Genomic DNA, 22422 nt, shown 5'->3' on the forward strand with positions numbered 1-22422 from the left:
TTGATTGTTTCCAGAATGGAAGGAATCAGCCGGGCGGATGCAGGCGGAAGTGCTCGGCCAGAAAGTCGATCAGCAGGCGGGTTTTCTGCGCCAGATGGCGCGCGGGCGGATACAGGGCAAACAGGCCCATGGCTGGCGGCGCAAAGTCCTCCAGCAGCGTGACGATTTCGCCCCGCTGCAGCGCCGGTGCAGCGATAAAACCGGGCAGACGCGCAATGCCGAGGCCGGCCAGCGCCGCCTGCAGGCAGGCTTCGGTATTGGAGAAGCACAGGCGGCCGCGAATCGGCATGCTGACGCTGTCGCCGCACGGCGTGACGAACGGCCAGTGCCACGGATCGCGAAAGTTGGTATCGCTGATGCACCGATGCGTCGCCAGATCGCGCCAGTGCTGCGGCGTGCCGTGCTGCAGCAGATAGCCGGGCGCGGCGGCGAGGCGAATCGGCACCTCGCCCAGACGGCGCGCAATCAGGCTGCTGTCGTCCAGCTTGCCGATGCGGATCGCCATATCGAAGCCTTCATCGACGATATTCACGGCGCGGTCGGAGAAGTTGACGTCCAGCTCAATCAGCGGATAGTGACGCGCGAACGCCACCAGCACGCTGGCCAGCACCGCGGTGCCGAAGGTGCCGGGTGCGCTAATCTTCAGGCGACCGGTGGGTGAGCGGGCATTTTCCTGCACCGTGGCATCCAGCGCGTCGAACGCCTCCAGCAGGGTTTTCACCCGCTCGTAATAGGCGCGGCCGATCTCGGTGGGCGACAGCGCCCGTGTGCTGCGCTTGAACAGCTGCACGCCAAGCTGCTGCTCCAGACGCGACACCAGCTTTGACGCCTGGCCGCTGCTGGTGCCGAGCCGGGCGGCGGCACCGGCAAAACTGCCGACTTCGAGTACGGCGACAAACATGCGATCACAATCAAGACGATCCATGGCATTTCCTGCAAGGGAAAAGGGTGAGTATACACAGGCGACGTGAAAAATCGTGGCACGGGCCGCGACAGCAATGTGCGCAGCATGGCGCAACGACCCGCTTTACATTCAGTGCGCCGCACCTTTCGCACAGCGGCAAAACCTGCTGAACTAGGCGTTCGCCTTAAGCTGGCCGGGAGCCACCAATGCCTTTGCTTCACCTGTCATCGCTGGCGGAGATCACCGCTGCCGAATGGGATGCGCTGTTACCTGACAATCAACCTTTTTTGCGTCACGCCTTCCTGCTCGCGCTGGAAGAGAGTGGCAGCGTGCGCGCGGAAAACGGCTGGCAGCCGGAACATCTGCTGTGGCGCGAAGACGGCAGGCTGCGGGCAGCGCTGCCGGGCTACCGTAAACGCAATTCGTGGGGCGAATATGTGTTCGATCACGCGTGGGCCGATGCCTGCCAGCGTGCCGGTATTCCTTATTACCCCAAATGGCTCGGCGCCATTCCGTTCAGCCCGGTGACCGGTGCGCGGCTGCTGGGTGACGAGGCGGCTATCATCCCGATGCTGGAAGCGCTGCCCGATGCGTTGCAGCGGCACGGCTTAAGCGGGGCGCATATCAACTTCACCACGCCGCACGCCAACGCGCTGCTGGCAACCCAGCCGGACTGGCTGGCGCGTCTCGGCGTGCAGTATCACTGGCACAATCGCGGTTACCGCGATTTTCACGACTTTCTCGACACGCTGATGTCGCGCAAACGCAAGCAGCTACGCAAAGAGCGCGAACAGTTGGCCAGCAGCGGCTTTGCGTTTAACTGGTATCGCGGCGATGAGCTGCGTGAAGATCAGTGGGATTTTGTGTATACCTGCTACGCCAACACCTACGCGGTGCGCGGCCAGCGACCTTATCTGACGCGCTCCTTCTTCAGCCTGCTGGCGGAGCGGATGCCGCAGGCGATTCGCGTGGTGATCGCCACGCTACAGCAGCAGCCCGCCGCCATGGCCTTCTGTCTGGTGGATGACGACACGCTGTATGGCCGCTACTGGGGCTGTCTGGCGGAGTTTGACCGGCTGCACTTCGAGACCTGTTTCTACCAGGGCATGGATTTCGCCATCGCTGAAGGGCTGCAGCGCTTTGATGCCGGTGCGCAGGGCGAGCACAAGCTGGTGCGCGGCTTTGAACCGCAACTCACCCATTCCTGGCACTATCTGTGCCATCCGGGGCTGCGTGATGCGGTCGGGGATTTTCTGCACCAGGAGCGGGCAGGGGTGCGCGCCTGGGCACAGGAAGCGCGCGACGCCCTGCCTTACCGGCGCGGCGATTAATCGACGCCGACAAATCCGCCGGTCTGATGCTGCCACAGGCGCGCGTACAGCCCGCCGTGCGCCAGCAGTTCGCGATGGTTACCCATCTCAACAATGCCGCCATTTTCCAGCACCACCAGCCGGTCCATTTTCGCGATGGTCGACAGGCGATGGGCGATGGCGATCACCGTTTTGCCCTGCATCAGCGTCTCCAGGCTCTCCTGAATCGCCGCTTCCACTTCAGAGTCGAGCGCCGACGTGGCTTCATCCATGATCAGAACCGGCGCATCTTTCAGCAGCACGCGGGCGATGGCAATACGCTGGCGCTGGCCGCCAGAGAGTTTGACGCCGCGCTCGCCGACGTGCGCATCCAGCCCGGTACGGCCCTGCGGATCGGAGAGCAGCGGGATAAATTCGTCGGCGCGGGCGCGCACAATCGCCGCCTGCAGTTCGGCTTCGCTGGCATCCGGGCGACCGTACAGCAGGTTTTCGCGAATCGAGCGGTGCAGCAGCGACGTATCCTGGGTGATCATGCCAATCTGACTGCGCAGGCTCGCCTGCGTGACCTGCGCGATGTCCTGATCGTCAATCAGAATGCGCCCGCCGTTGATGTCATACAGCCGCAGCAGCAGGTTCACGAGGGTCGATTTACCGGCGCCGGACGGGCCAATCAGACCGATTTTCTCGCCAGGCTTGATGTTGAGATTCAGGCGGTTAATCACCTGGCGGCCGCCGCCATAGTCAAAACGCACATCCTCAAAGCGGATCTGGCCGCGCGTCACCTGCAGCTTTTTCGCCTGCGGCGCATCCTGCACGCTGAGCGGTTGCGCAATGGTATTCAGGCCATCCTGCACCATGCCGATGTTTTCGAAGATGCCGTTCACCACCCACATGATCCAGCCGGACATGTTCACCAGGCGAATCACCAGCCCGGTGGCCAGCGCGATGGCGCCAACGCTGATCAGCGACTGGCTCCACAGCCACAGCGCGAGGCCGGAAGTGCTGACAATCAGCAGGCCATTGAGCGTCGACAGCGTGATATCCATGCTGGTCACCATGCGGCTGGCATGCTGGGTTTTGTCGGTCTGCTCCTGAATGGCGTCGCGCGCGTAGCGTTTTTCCAGATCGTTATGGGCAAACAGTTTCAGGGTAGCGATGTTGGTGTAACCGTCAACGATGGTGCCCATCAGCTTCGAGCGCGCCTCGGATGACACCACCGAGCGCTGCTTAACGCGCGGCACAAAGAAGCGCAGCGACAGGCTGTACGCCCCAATCCAGACGATCAGCGGAATCATCAGGCGCCAGTCAGCTTCCGCGAACAGCACCAGTGAGGTCACGGCGTAAATCACCACGTGCCAGATGGCATCCACCAGCTGGACCGCCGAGTCACGCAGCGAGTTACCGGTTTGCATGATGCGCTGGGCGATACGGCCGGCAAAATCGTTCTGGAAGAAATTGAGGCTCTGCCGCAGCACATAGTTATGATGCTGCCAGCGAATCATGCTGGTCATGCTGGGGTTAATGCTTTGATGCACCAGCATATCGTGCAGCGCGATTACTACCGGCCGCAGAATCAGCGCCACCGCCGCCATCCACAGCAGAATCGGCCAGTTATCGCTGAACAGCGTTGCGGGCGTGGTGTGATTGACCAGATCGATAATACGGCTGAGATAGCTAAACAGCGCCACTTCGATCAGCGCCTGCGCCAGTCCGACAATCAGCAGCGCGACAAAACCTGGCCACACCTGACGCAGATAATAGAGGTAAAACGGCCACACGCTGGCGGGTGGGGAATCGGTGGGGGCATCCTGAAAAATATTGATAAAACGTTCAAAACGACGATACAACATAAGGCCACTCTTTCCGATCGGTGAGAGTTAACAGCTTAGTGCAACTGAACAGGGATTATCGACATGGATTTGCAGATTCGCGGACGCGAACCGGGCGATGCCGCCGCCTATCAACGTTTATACAGTCATCCCGAGGTGTATCGCTGGACCACGCAGCTGCCGTTTCCCAGCGTCGCCACCTGGCAGAAAAAATTCGAGCGTATGGACAGCGAAGGCTATATCGGCTTTGTGGCGGAAATCGACGGGCAGATGGTGGGCGAGCTGACGCTGTTTACCGAACAGCGGCCGCGTACGCGTCACAGCATCAGTTTTGGTATTGGCGTCGATCCGGCGTTTAGCGGTCGTGGCATCGGCGAGCGGCTGATCCGCACCGGTATCGACTATGCTTTTAACTGGCTGGGCGTGATCCGCGTTGAGCTGGAAGTGTTTCACGACAATCAGCGCGCGCTGCGTCTGTATCAGCGCCTGGGCTTTGAGCAGGAAGGCGTGAAGCGCAAAGCCTGCCTGCGCGAGGGCGAGTACCACGACATTATCGTCATGGCGATACTGCGCGAGTGATGGTTGCGTCGGCCTGGAACCGGGGCGCCCGGTAACCAGGTCGCCATAAATGGCGCCCCTGCAATTTCACAGACTACCTGTAGGGTGCGCATTCATGCGCACCAGGCAACCCAGGTCGCCATCAATGGCGACCCTACAATTTCACAGACTATCTGTAGGGTGCGCATTCATGCGCACCAGGCAACTCAGCTCGCCATAATCGCGCCCCGGCAGTGTCCGTCTGCTACTGGCTGCGCTCGACGTATTTTTGCATATTCTCTTTGGTCACCAGCTCGAACGGGATCCACACGTGTGAAGCCACTTTCTCGCCTTTAATCAGCTTCTGCGCCACGTCTACCGAGGTTTTGCCCTGACCGATGGCGTCCTGAAACACCGTCACCTGCATCTTGTCCTGCGCCAGAGCCTTCAGGCCGTCCGGCGTGGCGTCGATGCCGCCCACCAGAATCTTTTTATTGCTCTTTGCCAGCGCCATTGCCGCGCCAATCGCCATCTCATCGTTATTGGCCGCGACGATATCGATCGCTTCCCCGTTGCCAATCCAGTTGAGCATCAGGTCCATGCCTTCGTTGCGCGCATAATTTGCTGGCTGCTTCTGTACCACTTTCATGCCTGGGTATTTCGCCACCACCTGCTCGACATCTTTGGTGCGCTGCAGCGCGCCGGCATCGGTCAGGTTGCCGATCATGATCGCCACGTTACCTTTATAATTCGCCAGCTTAGCCAGCGCCTCCATTTGCAGCGTGCCGGATTCGCGTTCGTCCGAACCGACAAACACTACGCCGGGCGGCAGGGTTTTATCGCCTGGCGTGCGGTTGACGTACACCAGCGGAATTTTCGCCTGCTGCGCCAGTCTGGTCAGCTGTGGTGTGCTGGCAGAATCCACCGGATCGACGATGATGGCATCCACGCCGGCGCTGATAAAACTCTGCACCTGGTCGGTCTGGCGGCCGACGTCGCCGCGCGCATCTTCAAACTGGGCATCCAGTCCGCGCGCTTTGGCTTCTTTATCGATGGCATGACGAATAATGGTAAGGAAGTTCTGGTCAAAATAGGCCATCGACACGCCAATCTTCTCCGCCAGCGCGGAGGCTGAACTGGTCAGCAGGCCAAGTAACAGTATCGCCTTGAGGGTTTTCATCGCAGACTCCAGAGTAAGCTGTTTATTAGAATAAATTTTTCATTGGTGTTAAAAATGGCTCAATGAAATCATTTTCAGCCTACGAGCCGGCAGCAGAGCTGGCAATCTGCTGCGTGGTAATTTGCTGTGTAGCGCACAATTTGCCCGACGCGCATGGATGCTTTGCCTGCTCATAGTGATCGCGCAAACTCTTTTCTCAGCGCTGGCGCACATTCCGCGGCGAAAGCCAGCACGGATTGAAGATTTTGTGCGCTACCGCACCCGGCTTTGTGTCAGCGACCAAAACCCGCGCCGTTTCGCCGCGCGGATTCCTTCATTCGCACAATGACCAGAGCAACACTGGCTTCCTATAGTTGCTGAACAGGGAAATCTGCGCGGTATTCCTGACCATCATCGCTTCGGGGCAGGATGCTCCTCCATCAAGGAATTCAGCCTATGTTGCAACGCAAAAACCGCAGCCAGAACAGCCATGTGCGTATCTGGATCCTTTGCCTGATTCTGTTCCTGTCAGTGGTCGCTTATGCCGATCGCTCGATCCTGTCGATCTCCGGCTCAGCGATCAAACAGGAGTTTGGCCTGTCGGCGATCCAGCTCGGCCTGATCCTTTCGGCCTTTAGTTGGGCGTATGTTATCGGTCAGATCCCCGGCGGATTGATTCTCGATCGCTTCGGCACCAAAAAGGTCTACGGCGTGACGCTGGCGCTGTGGTCGGTTTCGACCCTGCTGATGGGATTTGTCGGTGAGTTTTCCAGTGGCATGACCATGGCGCTGACGCTGATGTTTGCGCTGCGCTTCGCGCTGGGCCTGATTGAGGCGCCGAGCTTTCCCGCCAACGCCCGCGCAGTCATCATGTGGTTCCCGGGCGCAGAGCGCGGACGCGCATCGTCGCTGTTTGCCTCGGCACAATACTTTGCCGTGGCGATATTCTCACCGCTCTCCGGCTGGCTGGTGTCGCGTTATGGCTGGGAATGGCCATTCTTTGTGCTCGGCGGCATCGGCGTGCTGGCAGTGTTTGTCTGGGCGGGCTATATGCGCAGCCCGCGTCAGCATCCGCACGTTTCCGCCAGCGAGTTACATTACATTGAACAGGGCGGCGCGCTGGTGGATATCGACGCCGCGCAAACGCTGCGCGCACGGCCGCCGGTCAGCAAAGCGATGTTCAAAACATTGCTCACCAACCGCATGCTGTGGTGCGCCTACCTCGGCCAGTATTGCACCATCGCGCTTAGCTACTTCTTCATTACCTGGTTCCCGATCTATCTGGTGCAGGCGCGCGGCATGAACATTCTGGATGCCGGTTTCGCCACCATTGCACCGGCGCTGTTTGGCTTTCTGGGCGGCATCAGCGGTGGCTACATCTCAGATAAGCTGCTGGCGCGCGGCTGGAGCCTGTCGTGGGCGCGCAAAACGCCGTACATCGTTGGCATGCTGATGGCCGCCTCGCTGATTCTGGCGGCGGTGATCCCTTCCAACGCCGGCATTATCGCCATCATGTCGTTTGCCTTCTTCGGCAAAGGCGTGGCGGCGGGCGCGGGCACCTGGACCGTGGTCAGCGATACGGCACCCAAAGAGGCGGTTGGCCTCGCCGGCGCGATCTTCAACGGCATCGGCAACATGGCGGGCTTTATCACGCCGCTGTTGTTTGGCGTGATCGTTGGCCTGACCGGCAGCTACAGCATTGGCCTGGTGTTCGTCGGTGCGCACTGTGTCGTCGCGGCACTGCTGTTCCTGCTGGTGATGGGCCCGATTGAACGCGTAGGCGATCGGCACAACGCTGCCGCTGCAACAGAAGAGAAAACGGCGCAAAAGGCTGGCATTAAAGTGGCTTAATGCACTGCGCGGTAGCGGCGCAATTTATTGCGCTATGCATAAACGTTCCTGCCTGACCCGACCAGTCACGCCGCCCTGAAGATTTTTTGCTCAGCTGCCGATATCACTCCTTACCATCCACTGATATTAAGGAGCGATATCGTGATAAAGCTGATTACCGTTGACGAGCTGCGGCCAGGCATGTTTATCCACAAGCTTGAGGTCTGGTGGATCAAGGACAAACGCATTCGCAACCAGATGCTGATCACCGATAAGCGTCAGATCGCCCTGATCCGTAACGAGGGGATCCAGCAGGTATGGATCGATCCCGAGCGGTCGGTGCGCGCGCCTGCCACGCCGCAGCCGAAAAAAGACATTCCGCAGACGCCGTTTTTCCGCGAGATGGATCAGGCGCAGTGCATCTTCAACCAGGGCAAGCCGCAGGTGCTGGCGATGTTCAACGAAGCGCGCATGGGGCAGGGCCTCGATCTTGCCTTTACCCTTGAGCTGGTCGATGAAATTGCCGGATCGATTACCCGCGAGCCAACCGCGCTGCTCAGCGTGGCGCGGCTGAAAAATCATGATGATTACACTTACCTGCACTCTATGGCGGTGTGCGGTCTGATGATTTCGCTGGGCAAGAAAATGGGGCTGGATGAGCAGCAGTTGCGTCGCGTGGGCATGGGCGGATTGCTGCATGACGTCGGTAAAGCCGCGGTGCCGCTGACCATCCTCAACAAGCCGGATAAGCTCACCGACGAAGAGTTTACGATTATGCGCCAGCATCCAATCGTCGGTGCGCAAATGCTGATGGAAGCACATGCGGATGAAGATTTGCTGGATATTGCGCTGCATCACCATGAAAAATTCGATGGCAGCGGCTATCCGCATCGGCTGCAGGGCGAAGAGATCTCGCTCTACGCACGCATGGCGGCGGTGTGTGACGTCTACGACGCGGTGACCTCCGATCGCCCGTATCGCAAAGGCTGGACGCCGGCTGAGGCGATGCACAATATGCTGAGCTGGCGCGGCCACTTTGACAGTGCGCTGCTGCACGCGTTTGTGCGCACCATCGGTATTTATCCGGTGGGCTCGCTGGTACGGCTGGCTTCCGGGCGCGTGGCGCTGGTGGTGCAGGCCGGGGAAAAATCGCTGCTGAAGCCCAAAGTGCATGTGTTCTGGTCGCTGCATTCGCAGCGCGAGGTCAAACCGGAAGCGCTGGACCTCGGCGACAGCTTCTGCACCGATACCATCACCGGCGCTGAGGACAGCGGCTTGTGGCACAACGTTGACCTGAACCGCATCTGGGCGCTGGAAAGCGCCTGATCTGCCCGCGTTTTTATACTTTCTTTACGCCCGCTCTGCGCCTTTTTACCCCTTCTTTATGCCGCGCCGCGCATGCTTGCTGCACTACCAAATCCTCTGGAGGTTGCTGTGAGTGTGGGCGTGATAGCCGGCATCGTGCTGGTATTTTTATTACTGGGCTACCTGATTTATGCCCTGCTTAATGCGGAGGCATTCTGATGGCGGCGTATGCGTTTTTACTGATTGCGTGCTATCTGCTGGTGCTGATGGTGCTGGCGCAGCCGCTGGGCCGCTTGCTGGCGCTGATGGTGGCGGATAAACCCCTGCTAACGCGCAGCGAACGCGTGCTGTGGCGTCTGGCCGGCGTTGACGGCGCGGCGATGCGCTGGCCGCACTATCTGCTGGCCATCCTGCTGTTTAACGCGCTCGGCTTTGTGCTGCTGCTGGCGATGCTGATGGGGCAGGGCGCGCTGCCGCTCAATCCTCAGCATCTGCCTGGCCTGAGCTGGGATCTGGCGCTCAATACGGCGATCAGTTTTGTCACCAACACCAACTGGCAGGCGTACGCGGGCGAGAGCACGCTGAGTTACTTCAGCCAGATGGCGGGCTTAACGGTGCAAAACTTCCTTTCGGCGGCAACCGGTATTGCGGTGGCGTTTGCGCTGATGCGCGGTTTTGCCAACCGTTCGCTGGAAACGCTCGGCAACGCCTGGCGCGACCTGATGCGCATCACCGTCTACGTGCTGCTGCCGATTAGCCTGCTGATGGCGCTGTTTTTTGTCAGCCAGGGCAGCATTCAGAACTTTGAACCCTATCATGCCTTCACCACGCTGGAAGGCGCGCAGCAAACGCTGCCGCTCGGGCCGGTAGCCTCGCAGGAAGCGATCAAAATGCTCGGCACCAACGGCGGCGGTTTCTTCAACGCCAACTCGGCGCATCCGTTCGAAAACCCTACGGCACTGACCAACTTTGTGCAGATGCTGAGCATCTTCCTGATCCCGGCCGCGCTGTGTTTTGCCTTTGGTCAGCAACTGGGCGATCGCCGTCAGGGCCATATGCTGCTGTGGGCGATGAGCATCATGTTTGTGCTGGCGGTGGTCGCGGTGATGTGGGCTGAGCTGCGCGGCAATCCGCACTTTCTGACCCTGGGGGCCGATAGCGCGATCAACATGGAAGGCAAGGAGACACGCTTCGGCATTCTCAACTCCAGCCTGTTTGCGGTGATCACCACCGCGGCGTCGTGCGGCGCGGTAAACGCCATGCATGACTCCTTCACTGCGCTGGGCGGCATGGTGCCGATGTGGCTGATGCAGCTGGGCGAAGTGGTGTTCGGCGGCGTCGGTGCCGGCTTGTACGGCATGCTGCTGTTTGTGCTGCTCGGGGTGTTTATCGCCGGTCTGATGATTGGCCGTACGCCGGAGTACATGGGCAAAAAGATCGATGTGTGGGAGATGAAAATGACCGCGCTGGCGATTCTGGTGACGCCGACGCTGGTGCTGCTGGGTACTGCGCTGGCGATGATGACCGAAGCTGGACGCGCCGGTATGGCCAACCCTGGCATTCACGGCTTCAGCGAGGTGCTGTATGCGGTGTCGTCGGCGGCCAACAACAACGGCAGCGCCTTCGCCGGTCTCAGCGCCAACACCCCGTTCTGGAACCTGCTGCTGGGCTTCTGCATGCTGGTCGGCCGCTTCGGCATCATCATTCCGGTGCTGGCCATTGCCGGTTCGCTGGCGGCGAAGAAAATTCAGCCGGTCGGCAACGGCACGCTGCCGACTCACGGCCCGCTGTTTATCGCACTGCTGGTGGGCACCGTGCTGCTGGTGGGTGCGCTGACCTTCGTTCCCGCGCTGGCGCTTGGCCCGGTGGCGGAACATCTGCAACTTATTCAGGGATAACGGAATCATGAGTCGTCAACAACTGGCGCTGTTTGATGCGGCGCTGACGCGCACCGCGATGCTGGATGCGGTGAAAAAACTCGATCCGCGCGTACAGTTTCGCAACCCGGTGATGTTTCTGGTGTGGATCGGCAGCGTGCTCACCTCGCTGCTGGCCATCGGTATGGCGGCGGGTCAGCTGAACGGCAGCGCCGGCTTTACCGCGGCGGTCGCCATCTGGCTGTGGTTTACCGTGCTGTTCGCTAACTTCGCCGAAGCGCTGGCGGAAGGGCGCAGCAAGGCACAGGCCAACAGTCTGAAAGGGGTGAACAAGCACAGTGATGCGAAGAAACTGGCGGAACCGTTTCATGGTGCGCAGTGGCGGCCGGTGGCGGCCGATACGCTGCGCAAAGGCGATGTGGTGCTGGTGGAAGCAGGGGACATCATCCCGTGCGACGGTGAAGTGCTGGAGGGCGGCGCATCGGTCGATGAGAGCGCCATCACCGGCGAATCGGCACCGGTGATTCGTGAATCCGGCGGGGATTTTGCCTCGGTGACCGGCGGGACGCGCATCCTGTCGGACTGGCTGGTGATTCAGTGCAGCGTCAATCCGGGCGAAACTTTCCTCGACCGCATGATCGCCATGGTGGAAGGCGCCAAACGCCGCAAAACGCCCAACGAAATCGCCCTGACCATCCTGCTGGTGTCGCTGACCATCGTGTTCCTGCTGGCGACCGCCACGCTGTGGCCGTTTTCCGCCTGGGGCGGCACGCCGGTTAGCGTGACGGTGCTGGTGGCGCTGCTGGTGTGCCTGATTCCCACCACCATCGGCGGACTGCTGTCGGCGATTGGCGTGGCGGGCATGAGCCGCATGCTGGGAGCCAACGTGATTGCCACCAGCGGGCGCGCCGTGGAGGCCGCCGGTGATGTGGATGTGCTGATGCTGGACAAAACCGGCACCATCACGCTCGGTAACCGCCAGGCGACGCAGTTCCTGCCCGCGCCGGGCGTCAGCGAGCAGCAGCTGGCCGACGCGGCGCAGCTGGCATCGCTGGCCGATGAGACGCCGGAAGGGCGCAGCATCGTGGTGTTGGCGAAGCAGAAATTTAACCTGCGCGAACGCGATCTCAGCAGCATGGGCGCCAGCTTTATCCCGTTCTCTGCGCAGACGCGCATGAGCGGCGTCAACGTGCAGGATCGCCTGATCCGCAAAGGCGCGGTCGACGCGGTACGTCGTCATATCGAAGCCAGCCACGGCAGCTTCCCGGCTGAGGTTAATGCCCGGGTGGAAGAGGTGGCGCGCGCCGGCGGTACGCCGCTGGTGGTGGCCGAAGGCGCGCAGGTGCTGGGCGTGGTGGCGTTGAAGGACATCGTTAAAGGCGGCATCAAGGAGCGTTTCGCCGAGCTGCGCAAGATGGGCATCAAAACGGTGATGATCACCGGTGATAACCCGTTAACCGCCGCGGCGATTGCGGCGGAAGCCGGTGTCGATGACTTCCTGTCGGAAGCGACGCCGGAAGCCAAGCTGGCGCTGATTCGCCAGTATCAGGCGGAAGGGCGCCTGGTGGCGATGACCGGCGACGGCACCAACGATGCGCCCGCGCTGGCGCAGGCCGACGTGGCGGTGGCGATGAACTCCGGTACCCAGGCGGCGAAAGAGGCGGGCAACATGGTCGATCTTGACTCCAACCCGACCAAACTGCTGGAAGTGGTGCACATCGGCAAACAGATGCTGATGACGCGCGGCTCGCTTACCACCTTCAGTATCGCCAACGATGTGGCGAAATACTTCGCCATCATCCCGGCGGCGTTTGCCGTGACCTATCCGCAGCTCAATATGCTGAACGTGATGGCGCTGCATTCACCGGCCTCGGCGATTTTGTCGGCGGTGATCTTCAACGCGCTGGTGATTGTGTTTTTGATTCCGCTGGCGCTGAAAGGCGTGAGCTATCGGCCGATGAGCGCGGCGGCGCTGCTGCGCCGCAATCTGTGGATTTATGGCGTAGGCGGTTTAGTGGTGCCGTTTATTGGCATTAAAGCGATCGACCTGCTGCTGACGCTGTCGGGCCTGGTGTAAGGAGAAGAGAAATGAGTCAGTTACGTCCGGCTATAGTATTGTTAGTGCTGCTTACCCTGCTGACCGGCGCGGTCTATCCGCTGCTGACCACCGGCCTGGCGCAGTGGTGGTTTCCGTCGCAGGCCAACGGTTCGCTGATTGAGCGCGACGGCGCGGTGCGCGGCTCAGAGCAGATCGGTCAGGCGTTCAGCCAGCCGGGCCACTTCTGGGGCCGTCCATCGGCCACCAGCGACGTGCCGTACAACGCGCAGGCATCAGGCGGCAGCAACCTTGCCGCCAGTAATCCGGCGCTGGATAAAGCGGTGGCGGAGCGGGTCGCTGCGCTGCGCGCAGCCAATCCGCAGGCGCCGGCAGCGGTGCCGGTGGAGCTGGTAACCGCTTCAGGCAGCGGCCTGGATCCGGACATCTCCCCTGAAGCCGCGCTGTGGCAGGCACCGCGCGTCGCGGCAGCGCGCAACATGACGCTGAAAGACGTCGAGGCGCTGATTGCGCGCAACACCGAGCGCCCGCTGCTGCCGTTTATCGGCGAAGAAACGGTGAACGTGCTGCGGCTGAATATGGCGCTGGATGATTTGCAGGGATGAGGTGAATTCGGTGCGCATGAATGCGCGCCCTACAAACGTAGGGTCGCCATTCATGGCGACCGTTTCGATGCCCGCACCACAGCGTAACGCCATTTATGGCGACCGTTTCATTGTTCGTACGGAACTCAATATTTGAACGACATACACGACGAATTACCGCGCCCCGATCCCGATGCCCTGCTGCTCAATCACAGCGACAGCCATCGCGGTAAACTGAAAATCTACTTCGGCGCCTGCGCGGGCGTAGGGAAAACCTACGCCATGCTGCAGGAGGCGCAGCGCCTGCGTGCGCAGGGGCTGGACGTGCTGGCTGGCGTGGTCGAAACTCACGGCCGTGAAGAGACCGCCGCGCTGCTGGAGGGACTGGCGGTGCTGGCGCGGCGCGCCACTGGTCGGTCGCGCCATGCGGAATTCGACCTCGACGCCGCGCTGGCGCGCCATCCGGCGGTGATCCTGATGGATGAACTGGCGCACACCAACGTACAGGGCTCGCGCCATCCCAAGCGCTGGCAGGACATTGAAGAACTGCTGGATGCCGGTATCGACGTGATTACCACCGTCAACGTGCAGCATCTGGAGAGCCTGAATGACGTGGTGGGCGGCGTCACCGGCATTCAGGTGCGCGAAACCGTACCCGATCCCTTTTTCGACAGCGCCGACGAAGTGGTGCTGGTGGATCTGCCGCCGGACGATCTGCGTCAGCGGCTGAAAGAGGGCAAAGTGTACGTCGGCGACCGCGCCGAGCGCGCCATCGAAAATTTCTTCCGCAAAGGCAACCTGTTCGCGCTGCGTGAACTGGCGCTGCGCCGCACGGCCGACCGGGTAGACGATCAGATGCGCGCCTGGCGCGATCAGCAGGGGCGCGACAAAGTGTGGCACACGCGCGACGCGATTCTGCTGTGCATCGGTGACGACACCGGCAGTGAAAAGCTGGTACGCACCGCCGCCCGTCTTGCTGCCCGTCTCGGCAGCGAGTGGCATGCGGTGTATGTGGAAACGCCGCGCCTCAACCGACTGCCGGAAGCGCAGAGGCGCGCCATTCTGCGCACGCTGCAGCTGGCGCAGGAGCTGGGCGCGGAGACCGCCACGCTGTCCGATCCGGACGAGGCGCGCGCGGTGCTGCGCTATGCGCGCGAGCACAATCTCGGCAAAATCGTCACCGGCCGCCAGCCGCAGCGGCGCTGGCGACGCGACAGCTTTGCCCAGCGTCTCGGCGAGCTGGGGCCGGAGCTTGACCTGCTGGTGGTGGCGCTGGATGAGCCGGTGCGCGATGTGCCAGCGGCCCTGAGCGGCCAGCGTGCCAGCGGCGAGAAATGGCGGCTGCACCTGCGCGGGTGTCTGATGGCGATCGCGCTCTGCGTGCTGGTGACGCTGATTGGCCGCTGGTGGCTGGTGGAGTTTGATACCGCCAACGCGGTGATGATCTATCTGCTGGCGGTGGTGCTGGTGGCGCTGCGCTTTGGCCGCTGGCCGTCGGTGTTCGCCACGGTAATCAATATTCTGGCCTTCGACCTGGTGTTTGTGGCCCCCACCGGCACGGTGGCGGTATCGGATCTGCAATATCTGGTGACCTTTGCGGTGATGCTGGCGGTCGGGGTGATTGTCGGCAATCTCACCGCCGGCGTGCGCTATCAGGCGCGGGTGGCGCGCTACCGTGAACAGCGCGCGCGCCATCTGTATGAGATGGCGAAATCGCTTGGCAGCGCGCTGACGCCGCAGGATATCGCTGCCACCAGCCAGCGCGTCATTGAGGTGACGCTGCAGGCGCGCAGCCAGCTGCTGCTGCCCGACGAACAGGGTGAGCTGCAGTCGGCGGGTGAAAGCACCATCGGGACGCCGCCCGACCTCGGCATCGCCAAATGGAGCTACAGCAAAGGGCAACCGGCCGGTGCCGGCACCGATACGTTACCGGCGGTGCCGTACCAGATTCTGCCGCTGAAAAGCGGGGCGCACTGCCGCGGCCTGCTGGTGGTTGAGCCGGACAACCTGCGCCAGCTGATGATTCCCGAACAGCAGCGGCTGGTGGAGACCTTTACGGTGCTGATTGCCAACGCGCTGGAACGCATGGCGCTGTCGCACAGCGAAGCCGCGTCACGGCTGGCCGCCGAGCGCGAGCAGCTACGTAATGCGCTGCTGTCGGCGCTGTCCCACGATCTGCGCACGCCGCTGACGGTGCTGTTTGGCCAGGCCGAGATGCTGATGCTGGACCTCGCCAGCGAGCAGTCGAAATATGTTGGCCAGGCCAATCAGATCCGCGAACAGACGCTGAGCACCATCCGGCTGGTGAGTAACATGCTGGATATGGCGCGCATTCAGTCCGGCGGGCTCAACCTGCGCGAAGAGTGGGTGGCGCTGGACGAGGTGATTGGCGGCGCGCTAAGCAGCATGGGACCGTCGCTGAAAGGGCACGACTTTACGCTGGATTTACCGCCGGAGCTGGTGCTGATAAAAGGTGACAGCGCGATGCTGGAGCGGGTGTTTACTAACCTGATCGAAAACAGCCTGAAGTATGCCGGCAATGCCGCGCAGCACGGCATTCGCGCCTGGCGCGATAAAACCCGGCTGGAGATCGCTGTCTGGGATAACGGACCGGGCATTGCGCCGGAGAATCTGACGCGCATTTTTGACAAGTTTGCCCGCGGCGACAAGGAGTCGGCCGTGCCGGGCGTCGGGCTGGGGCTGGCCATCAGCAAAACCATTATTGAGTCACATCGCGGTCGCATCTGGGCGGAAAACCGGCCGCAGGGCGGGGCGGTGTTTCGCCTGTCGCTGCCGCTGCCGGCCGCGCCTGAAATTTCGGAAGAAGCACTGAAATAACTTCACATAAGTTCGGTTATACTCGCTGGCTTGTCTGTTGATAAATGGGAACTTATGGAACGTTTTACCGAAAACCTGATGTATGCATCGCGCTGGCTGCTGGCACCGGTTTACATTGGACTTTCGCTGGGGCTGCTGGCGCTGACGGTTAAATTTTTTCAGGAAATTTTTCACCTGCTGCCCAACATTCTCAGCATCGCGGAAAACGATCTGATTCTGCTGCTGCTGTCGCTGGTGGACATGACGCTGGTTGGTGGCCTGCTGGTCATGGTGATGCTGTCCGGCTATGAGAACTTTGTCTCCAAGCTGGATATCGATGAAAGCAAAGAGAAGCTGAGCTGGCTCGGCAAGATGGATTCCGGCTCGCTGAAAAACAAAGTGGCAGCTTCGATTGTGGCGATCTCATCGATTCACCTGCTGCGTATTTTTATGGACGCGCGTAACGTCGCCAACGAAAAGCTGATGTGGTACGTGATCATCCACCTGACCTTCGTGCTGTCGGCCTTTGTGATGGGCTGGCTGGATAATATGTCGAAGGTTGAAAAAAAATCGTGACCTTCGCGCACGAGCTAACCCATTGCACCAGGTGCGCATTAATGCGCACCCTGTAAAAAACCGCAGTGCCCCGTAGGGTCGCCATTCATGGCGACCTGGCCAGTTGTAACTGGTGCGCATAAATGCGCACCCTGTAAAAACCGCAGTGCCCCGTAGGGTCGCCATTCATGGCGACCTGGCCCATTACCGCACCGGCTGCGTGCCGGTCAGCTGCGGCATCACGTCCCTGATCATCGCGAAAAAATGCTGCAGGCGGGCCGGATAATAACTGGCCCACGGGTAGGTCAGCCACACCGGCAGCGGCGGTGCCTGCCAGTCGGGCACCAGCTGCACCAGCGCGCCGCTGGCTAAATCCTCCTGCACCACCCATGACGACACAATCGCGGCGCCCATGCCCGCCAGCGCGGCTTTGCGCACCGCGTACAGGCTATCGCTGGCGAGGCGCGGGGCAATCGCCAGGTTGATTGGCTGGCCGTCGCTGAGACGCTGCAGCGCAATTTCATTACGATAAAAACTGGTCAGCGCCAGCCACGGCAGCTGCGTCAGCTGGGTAACCTCTTTCACCGGCGCATGAGCCGCCAGCAGCGCCGGTGCCGCGACGACAAAGCGCGGCACTTCCGCCAGCAGCACCGCCACCACCGACGGATCGGTGGGCGCGCCGACCTGAATGGCGCAGTCAACGTTTTCACTGACAAAGTCCGGCGTGCGGTCGTTGAGCATCCACTCCACTGCCAGGCGCGGATAGCGCTGCAGATAATCCATCAGCGGCGCAATCAACTGATCCTGACCAAACGCATGCGGCGCACGCACGCGCAGCGTGCCGATCGGGTCGTCATTCGCGCCGGTTAACTCATCTTCCAGCGCGTGCCAGGTCGCCACCAGCTGCCGCGCCTGGGCATAGCAGCGCTCTCCGTCGTCGGTGAGTTTCAGCGCATGGGTGGTGCGTAAAATCAGTTTCAGGCCGAGCCGCTGCTCCAGCGCCTGCAGACGGCGACTCACGGTGGGCTGGGTGGTGCCGAGCTGCGCCGCGGCCGCCGATAGCGAGCCGCTTTCAACAATACGGATAAACGTCTGCATCAGTTCGATGCGGTCAACGCTGGTGAGTGTGCTCATACGTACCATGCATAACAGTTCTGTGTCATAGCAGTCTACCGCGTATGGCCGCAACGCGCTTTAATAAGCGCATCATCACGGGGGAAAACCACTATGTCTGCCATGTCTCAATCTTCTGCCATGCCTGCTGAAAAGCTGCCGGCGCCGCTGGTATTTACGCTGGCGGCCGGTGCCGGTCTCAGCGTGGCATCGATTTACTACAGCCAGCCGATGCTGGATATCATCAGTAAGCAGTTTAATGTGGGCATCGGCAGCGTTGGTATGGTACCGATGCTGACCCAGGCCGGTTACGCGCTGGGGATTCTGCTGCTGGCCCCGCTCGGTGACCGCCACGATCGCCGCACCATCATTCTGGTTAAAGGCTTGCTGCTGGTCGCCGCGCTGCTGCTGTGCGGCTTTTCCGGCGGCATCAATGCGTTGCTGATCGCCAGCTTTGTTACCGGATTAACCGCTACCGTAGCGCAGGACATTGTGCCGGCGTCGGCGGCGCTGGCACCGGAGCGCAGCCGTGGCAAAACCGTCGGCACGGTGATGACCGGGTTGCTGGTCGGCATTCTGCTGTCGCGCGTGGTGAGCGGCGTGGTGGCGGAGTATCTGGGCTGGCGCACCATGTACATGATGGCGGCGGCGGCGGTGCTGCTGAGCAGTCTGGCGCTGTGGCGCGCGCTGCCACGCTTTACGCCGGGCACCACGGTGAGCTATCCGCGTCTGCTGCTGTCGCTGGCGCATCTGTGGCAGCATCACCAGACGCTGCGCCGCGCGGCGCTGGCGCAGGGCCTGCTATCGGTAAGTTTTAGCGCCTTCTGGTCTACCCTGGCGCTGATGCTGAGCGATCGCTTCCATCTCGACAGCGCCGTGGCAGGGGCCTTCGGTCTGGCCGGTGCCGCCGGGGCGCTGGCCGCGCCACTGGCGGGCAGTTTTGCCGACCGCATCGGCCCGGCGCGTGTCACTCAGTATGGCGCCACGCTGGTGATGGTGTCGTTTGCCCTGATGTTCCTGCTGCCGGTGCTGCCGGTGCCGGCGCAGCTTGGCCTGATTATCCTCAGCACCATCGGCTTTGACCTTGGCGTGCAGGCCACGCTGGTGGCGCATCAGACGCTGGTCTACAGCCTGGCGCCGGAAGCGCGCAGCCGCCTCAATGCGCTGATGTTCACCGTGGTGTTTATCGGTATGGCGACCGGCGCGGCGCTCGGTAGCCTGGCGCTGGCCCATTTCGGCTGGAATGGCGTGGTCAGCCTTGCGACGGCTGCCGCTGTGCTTGCGCTGCTGATTCGCCTCGCCAGTCGCCATCTGCAAAACTAATTCACGATCCTGTGCCAGGCTTAAAGGAGAATGTTATTTAAAAACGGAGCGTTATGAACTTCCTGGCCTGGACCGCCCTTACTGGCGGTCTGCTACTTTTGATGTCACTGGCTTCCGGCTGGATTCACCGGGGGCCGGTGACGTCGTTTGGTCTCTACCTGTTCGCGGGCATTCTGTGCGGCCCGTGGATGCTTAATCTGCTGCAAATCGACATTATCGGCCACGCCGAGCTCGCCGCCCATATCACCGAAATCACCATGGCCGCCTCGCTGTTTATCACCGGGCTCAAACTGCGTCTGCCGATGAGCGCGCACGCGTGGCGCGTCGGGCTGCGGCTGGCATTCCCGGCGATGCTGCTGACCGTCGGCGGCATGGCCTGCCTGATTCACTGGATTACCGGCTTTGGCTGGCCGCTGTCGCTGGCGTTTGGTGCCATTGTTGCCCCGACCGACCCGGTGCTTGCCAGCCTGATCTCTGTTAACGATGCGCGCGATGACGATGCTCTGCGCGTGGCGCTCTCCAGCGAGGCCGGCATGAACGACGGTTCAGCGCTGCCGCTGCTGATGCTGGCGCTGCTGCTGATGCATCCGGGCGCCTTCAGTCTGGAGTTGCTGGGCGGCTGGGCGGCGCGCGATGTGGTGTGGGCGATTGGCGGCGGCCTGGCGATTGGTTATCTGCTCGGCCGGCTGATCGGCCAGCTGGCGACCCATCTGCGCAGCGCGCATCACGACGTAGCCCCTAATGATTTCCTCGCGCTGGCACTGATCGCCCTGAGCTACGCGGCGGCGCAGTCGGTGGATGCGTCTGGCTTCCTTGCCACCTTTGCGGCAGGCGTTGGCTTACGCCGCGCCGAGCTGCGCGTGACTAAACGCTTTCCACTGGAAGATTTACCGGAAGAGAAGCGCTACCTGCCGGCAGAGGTGCTGGTCAATCCTAACCAGCGCCTGAAGCAGGGGGGCGGCAGCCCGGTAAAATCGGTCGGCCTGGTGGTCGGCGATGCGCTGTCGTTTGGTGATACTATCGAACGCCTGCTGGCGGCAGCGATGATGGTGGTGCTGGGTATTACGCTGGCGCATCACTGGAATCTCACCGGCATCGGACTGGCGCTGCTGCTGTTTGTGGTGGTGCGACCGCTGGCGGTATGGCTGACCACCTGGCGCTGCGAAATGCCGTTTATGCGGCGGATGCTGATTGGCTGGCTGGGGATTCGCGGCATCGGCAGTATCAATTATATTGCTTATGCCTGGGTGCACGGCCTGCAGGGCCCGCAGGCGGAACAGATGATGGACATGGCGCTGACGCTGGTGGTGTGCAGCATTGTGCTGCACGGCATCACGGTGACGCCGCTACTGAACTGGCGTGCTGCCCGGCAGGCGGCACGCACGCAGCAAGATGAAACGTGATTTTCTGGAAATAACGGGAGCTTATTATGAAAGCATTGCTTATCGCCCTGGTAGGGCTGTCGCTGTCCGCCAGCGCGCTGGCGGATGATACGGATGCCGACGCGCAGGAGAATATCTACGCCAGCCAGCTGTGCCACATTGTTAGCGGGGAGCAGAAAACCGGTGACATGCAGAGCTACACCGAGAAAATGAAGTCACAGCTGGCGGCCAGCCAGTCACCGTCGGCCATGAACAAGCCTTCCTTCAACGAGGAAACCGCGCAGGAAGTGGTCAACGGATGGCTGGAGCTGGGTGAAGAAGAGCGGGCGAAGCTGCGTCACGATCAGCAGCAGTGTGAGCAGACGGTGATGACTCAATTCCAGCAGCAGGATTAACTTTTCCCCTTCTCTTCGTGAATACGCGCCTTTTCTGGCGCGTTTTTTTATGGCTTTTTTGTACGAAATGCGTACATTATCGCCAGATTGAAACAGGACCTGCATCACATAATGAGACGCCGCCTCCGGGCTGGCGCATTTTCCATACCGGCTACTGGGCAAGATGATTACACGGCGTCGTTTTCTGTTGGCTAGCGGAGCAACCGTACTCTCCATGACGGCGGGCAAACTGTTTGCCCGGGATGACATTATTCCGCTCTGGCCGGACGAGCCACCGGGCGGCGGCGGTCCGTCTGGCCTGCTGAAAGTCAGCGCTAACGGTTCGTGGACCAATATCGTTTCTCCCGCTATTCAGCGCTTTCGTCCGGAGAATCCCAACGGCGAAGCAGTGATCGTTGCGGCTGGTGGCGGCTACCGGTTTATCGGCATGGGACGTGAAGCCTGGCCGGTGGCGCGCTGGCTCAATGCCAACGGCTATACCGCCTACGTGCTGAGCTACCGTCTGCCGGGTGAAAAGTGGCAGGCCGGCAGACTGGCGCCGCTGCAGGATGCGCAGCGCGCGATTCGCATGGTGCGCGCGATGGAAAATAAGGTGCACCTGCTGGGCTTTTCGGCCGGCGGCCATCTGCTCGGCATGGCGGCAGCGCGGCCTGACTTCGTCACCTATTCACCGCAGGATTCGCTGGATGACATCCGGCCAACCGCAGACAGCGTCGGGCTGATTTACCCGGTTATCACCCTTGAAGCGCCGTATCAGCACACCCGTACTCACCAGATGATCGTGGGCAATGACGCCACGCCGACCCAGGAAGCCAACTGGTCAGTGCAAAATTACGTTACCCGTGCCTATCCGCCAACCTTTCTGGCGCAGGCGGAGGACGATCATACCTCCAACCCCCACAACACTGAGCTGATGCGCGACGCCTGCCGCCGGATGCGCGTGCCGGTTGAGCTAATCGAACTGAGCAGCGGCGGCCACGGCTTTGGCCTCGGTAAAGCCGGCACCCCCGCCGCGCTGTGGGACCAGGCGTATGTCCGCTGGCTGGATAAGCTGGGTTAAGTTCTTTACTGGCACATCAATCGAGGAGCGCTTGCAACGGCGCTGCAATAACCTTCCGCACAAACCGTAGCGGCGCAATTTATTGCGCAAAAAACAGCGGCGCAGCGGTCGGATTAGCGCGATAAATCGCGCCGCTACGATGCGGTGCGCTCAGCGAGCATGGCGATTGAATCAGCCCGTGCCGTCACGTCAGAATAAAATACCGGTCCCAATCGAGGAGCGCTTGCAACGGCGCTGCAATAACCTTCCGCACAAACCGTAGCGGCGCAATTTATTGCGCAAAAAACAGCGGCGCAGCGGTCGGATTAGCGCGATAAATCGCGCCGCTACGATGCGGTGCGCTCAGCGAGCATGGCGATTGAATCAGCCCGTGCCGTCACGTCAGA

Annotated in this window: 18 protein-coding genes; 14 read left to right on the forward strand and 4 right to left on the reverse strand. The window is 61.3% G+C overall.

Features of this window, described 5'->3' with window-relative positions:
• Nucleotides 1-25: 25 nt before the first annotated feature.
• The gene (locus C1Y43_RS22475; RefSeq protein WP_104189762.1) at nt 26-925 is read right to left on the reverse strand and encodes a LysR family transcriptional regulator; all 900 of its coding nucleotides are present in this window, start codon (nt 923-925) and stop codon (nt 26-28) included.
• 185 nt (nt 926-1110) lie between these two features.
• On the opposite strand from C1Y43_RS22475, the gene C1Y43_RS22480 reads away from it, so the two are divergent.
• On the forward strand, nt 1111-2235 hold the full coding sequence (locus tag C1Y43_RS22480; protein WP_104189764.1) for a GNAT family N-acetyltransferase: 1125 nt from the start codon (nt 1111-1113) through the stop codon (nt 2233-2235).
• Here the strand turns inward: C1Y43_RS22480 and C1Y43_RS22485 are convergent.
• Nucleotides 2232-4064: an ABC transporter ATP-binding protein gene (locus C1Y43_RS22485; RefSeq protein ID WP_104094191.1), complete on the reverse strand. Its 1833-nt coding sequence runs from the start codon at nt 4062-4064 to the stop codon at nt 2232-2234. The genes C1Y43_RS22480 and C1Y43_RS22485 overlap by 4 nt on opposite strands.
• A 63-nt stretch (nt 4065-4127) precedes the next feature.
• Between C1Y43_RS22485 and C1Y43_RS22490 the strand changes: the two genes are divergently transcribed.
• Nucleotides 4128-4622, forward strand: coding sequence for a GNAT family N-acetyltransferase (locus C1Y43_RS22490; protein WP_021507883.1), 495 nt, complete (start codon nt 4128-4130; stop codon nt 4620-4622).
• A gap of 223 nt (nt 4623-4845) precedes the next feature.
• Here C1Y43_RS22490 and C1Y43_RS22495 read toward each other — a convergent pair whose 3' ends face one another.
• Nucleotides 4846-5760: a sugar ABC transporter substrate-binding protein gene (locus tag C1Y43_RS22495; protein ID WP_021507882.1), complete on the reverse strand. Its 915-nt coding sequence runs from the start codon at nt 5758-5760 to the stop codon at nt 4846-4848.
• Between the two features lie 435 nt (nt 5761-6195).
• On the opposite strand from C1Y43_RS22495, the gene C1Y43_RS22500 reads away from it, so the two are divergent.
• From C1Y43_RS22500 to C1Y43_RS22535, 8 genes are all read left to right on the forward strand, one after another.
• Nucleotides 6196-7590, forward strand: coding sequence for an MFS transporter (locus C1Y43_RS22500; protein ID WP_021507881.1), 1395 nt, complete (start codon nt 6196-6198; stop codon nt 7588-7590).
• A 141-nt stretch (nt 7591-7731) separates the two neighbouring features.
• Entirely contained in the window at nt 7732-8895 is a 1164-nt protein-coding gene (locus tag C1Y43_RS22505; protein ID WP_021507880.1) for an HD-GYP domain-containing protein, read from the forward strand.
• 108 nt (nt 8896-9003) lie between these two features.
• Nucleotides 9004-9093 (forward strand): K(+)-transporting ATPase subunit F, encoded by a 90-nt coding sequence (gene kdpF, locus C1Y43_RS22510; RefSeq protein ID WP_021507879.1) that lies wholly within the window; start codon nt 9004-9006, stop codon nt 9091-9093.
• Nucleotides 9093-10772, forward strand: coding sequence for a potassium-transporting ATPase subunit KdpA (gene kdpA, locus C1Y43_RS22515; protein ID WP_104189766.1), 1680 nt, complete (start codon nt 9093-9095; stop codon nt 10770-10772). The genes kdpF and kdpA overlap by 1 nt, the downstream gene beginning before the upstream one ends.
• A gap of 7 nt (nt 10773-10779) precedes the next feature.
• Complete coding sequence (gene kdpB / locus C1Y43_RS22520; protein ID WP_021507877.1) at nt 10780-12828, forward strand: potassium-transporting ATPase subunit KdpB; 2049 nt, start codon at nt 10780-10782, stop codon at nt 12826-12828.
• Between the two features lie 11 nt (nt 12829-12839).
• Entirely contained in the window at nt 12840-13412 is a 573-nt protein-coding gene (gene kdpC / locus C1Y43_RS22525) for a potassium-transporting ATPase subunit KdpC (protein WP_021507876.1), read from the forward strand.
• A 141-nt stretch (nt 13413-13553) separates the two neighbouring features.
• Entirely contained in the window at nt 13554-16229 is a 2676-nt protein-coding gene (gene kdpD / locus C1Y43_RS22530; RefSeq protein ID WP_104189768.1) for a two-component system sensor histidine kinase KdpD, read from the forward strand.
• 54 nt (nt 16230-16283) lie between these two features.
• Nucleotides 16284-16784: a TIGR00645 family protein gene (locus tag C1Y43_RS22535; protein WP_021507874.1), complete on the forward strand. Its 501-nt coding sequence runs from the start codon at nt 16284-16286 to the stop codon at nt 16782-16784.
• Nucleotides 16785-16967: 183 nt separating this feature from the next.
• Here C1Y43_RS22535 and C1Y43_RS22540 read toward each other — a convergent pair whose 3' ends face one another.
• Complete coding sequence (locus C1Y43_RS22540; protein ID WP_021507873.1) at nt 16968-17897, reverse strand: LysR family transcriptional regulator; 930 nt, start codon at nt 17895-17897, stop codon at nt 16968-16970.
• A gap of 93 nt (nt 17898-17990) precedes the next feature.
• Here C1Y43_RS22540 and C1Y43_RS22545 point away from each other — a divergent pair, with 93 nt between their 5' ends.
• From C1Y43_RS22545 to C1Y43_RS22560, 4 genes are all read left to right on the forward strand, one after another.
• Nucleotides 17991-19199 carry an MFS transporter gene (locus C1Y43_RS22545; RefSeq protein WP_031279767.1) on the forward strand — a complete coding sequence of 403 codons (1209 nt, stop codon included), beginning with the start codon at nt 17991-17993 and terminating at the stop codon, nt 19197-19199.
• Between the two features lie 53 nt (nt 19200-19252).
• Entirely contained in the window at nt 19253-20602 is a 1350-nt protein-coding gene (locus tag C1Y43_RS22550; protein ID WP_021507871.1) for a sodium:proton antiporter, read from the forward strand.
• Between the two features lie 26 nt (nt 20603-20628).
• Nucleotides 20629-20976, forward strand: coding sequence for a hypothetical protein (locus tag C1Y43_RS22555; protein ID WP_021507870.1), 348 nt, complete (start codon nt 20629-20631; stop codon nt 20974-20976).
• A gap of 163 nt (nt 20977-21139) precedes the next feature.
• Nucleotides 21140-22036 (forward strand): alpha/beta hydrolase, encoded by an 897-nt coding sequence (locus C1Y43_RS22560; protein ID WP_031279766.1) that lies wholly within the window; start codon nt 21140-21142, stop codon nt 22034-22036.
• Nucleotides 22037-22422: the final 386 nt, after the last annotated feature.

The organism is Pantoea sp. ICBG 828 (genome assembly GCF_002928355.1).
Classification (GTDB): Bacteria; Pseudomonadota; Gammaproteobacteria; order Enterobacterales; family Enterobacteriaceae; genus Pantoea; species Pantoea dispersa.

Bases quoted from the DNA above. Each gene is read 5' to 3' on its own strand.
- C1Y43_RS22475 (WP_104189762.1), bottom strand. From the start codon at position 925: ATGGATCGTCTTGATTGTGATCGCATGTTTGTCGCCGTACTCGAAGTC.
- C1Y43_RS22480 (WP_104189764.1), top strand. From the start codon at position 1,111: ATGCCTTTGCTTCACCTGTCATCGCTGGCGGAGATCACCGCTGCCGAA.
- C1Y43_RS22485 (WP_104094191.1), bottom strand. From the start codon at position 4,064: ATGTTGTATCGTCGTTTTGAACGTTTTATCAATATTTTTCAGGATGCC.
- C1Y43_RS22490 (WP_021507883.1), top strand. From the start codon at position 4,128: ATGGATTTGCAGATTCGCGGACGCGAACCGGGCGATGCCGCCGCCTAT.
- C1Y43_RS22495 (WP_021507882.1), bottom strand. From the start codon at position 5,760: ATGAAAACCCTCAAGGCGATACTGTTACTTGGCCTGCTGACCAGTTCA.
- C1Y43_RS22500 (WP_021507881.1), top strand. From the start codon at position 6,196: ATGTTGCAACGCAAAAACCGCAGCCAGAACAGCCATGTGCGTATCTGG.
- kdpA (WP_104189766.1), top strand. From the start codon at position 9,093: ATGGCGGCGTATGCGTTTTTACTGATTGCGTGCTATCTGCTGGTGCTG.
- kdpB (WP_021507877.1), top strand. From the start codon at position 10,780: ATGAGTCGTCAACAACTGGCGCTGTTTGATGCGGCGCTGACGCGCACC.
- kdpC (WP_021507876.1), top strand. From the start codon at position 12,840: ATGAGTCAGTTACGTCCGGCTATAGTATTGTTAGTGCTGCTTACCCTG.
- C1Y43_RS22535 (WP_021507874.1), top strand. From the start codon at position 16,284: ATGGAACGTTTTACCGAAAACCTGATGTATGCATCGCGCTGGCTGCTG.
- C1Y43_RS22540 (WP_021507873.1), bottom strand. From the start codon at position 17,897: ATGAGCACACTCACCAGCGTTGACCGCATCGAACTGATGCAGACGTTT.
- C1Y43_RS22545 (WP_031279767.1), top strand. From the start codon at position 17,991: ATGTCTGCCATGTCTCAATCTTCTGCCATGCCTGCTGAAAAGCTGCCG.
- C1Y43_RS22550 (WP_021507871.1), top strand. From the start codon at position 19,253: ATGAACTTCCTGGCCTGGACCGCCCTTACTGGCGGTCTGCTACTTTTG.
- C1Y43_RS22555 (WP_021507870.1), top strand. From the start codon at position 20,629: ATGAAAGCATTGCTTATCGCCCTGGTAGGGCTGTCGCTGTCCGCCAGC.
- C1Y43_RS22560 (WP_031279766.1), top strand. From the start codon at position 21,140: ATGATTACACGGCGTCGTTTTCTGTTGGCTAGCGGAGCAACCGTACTC.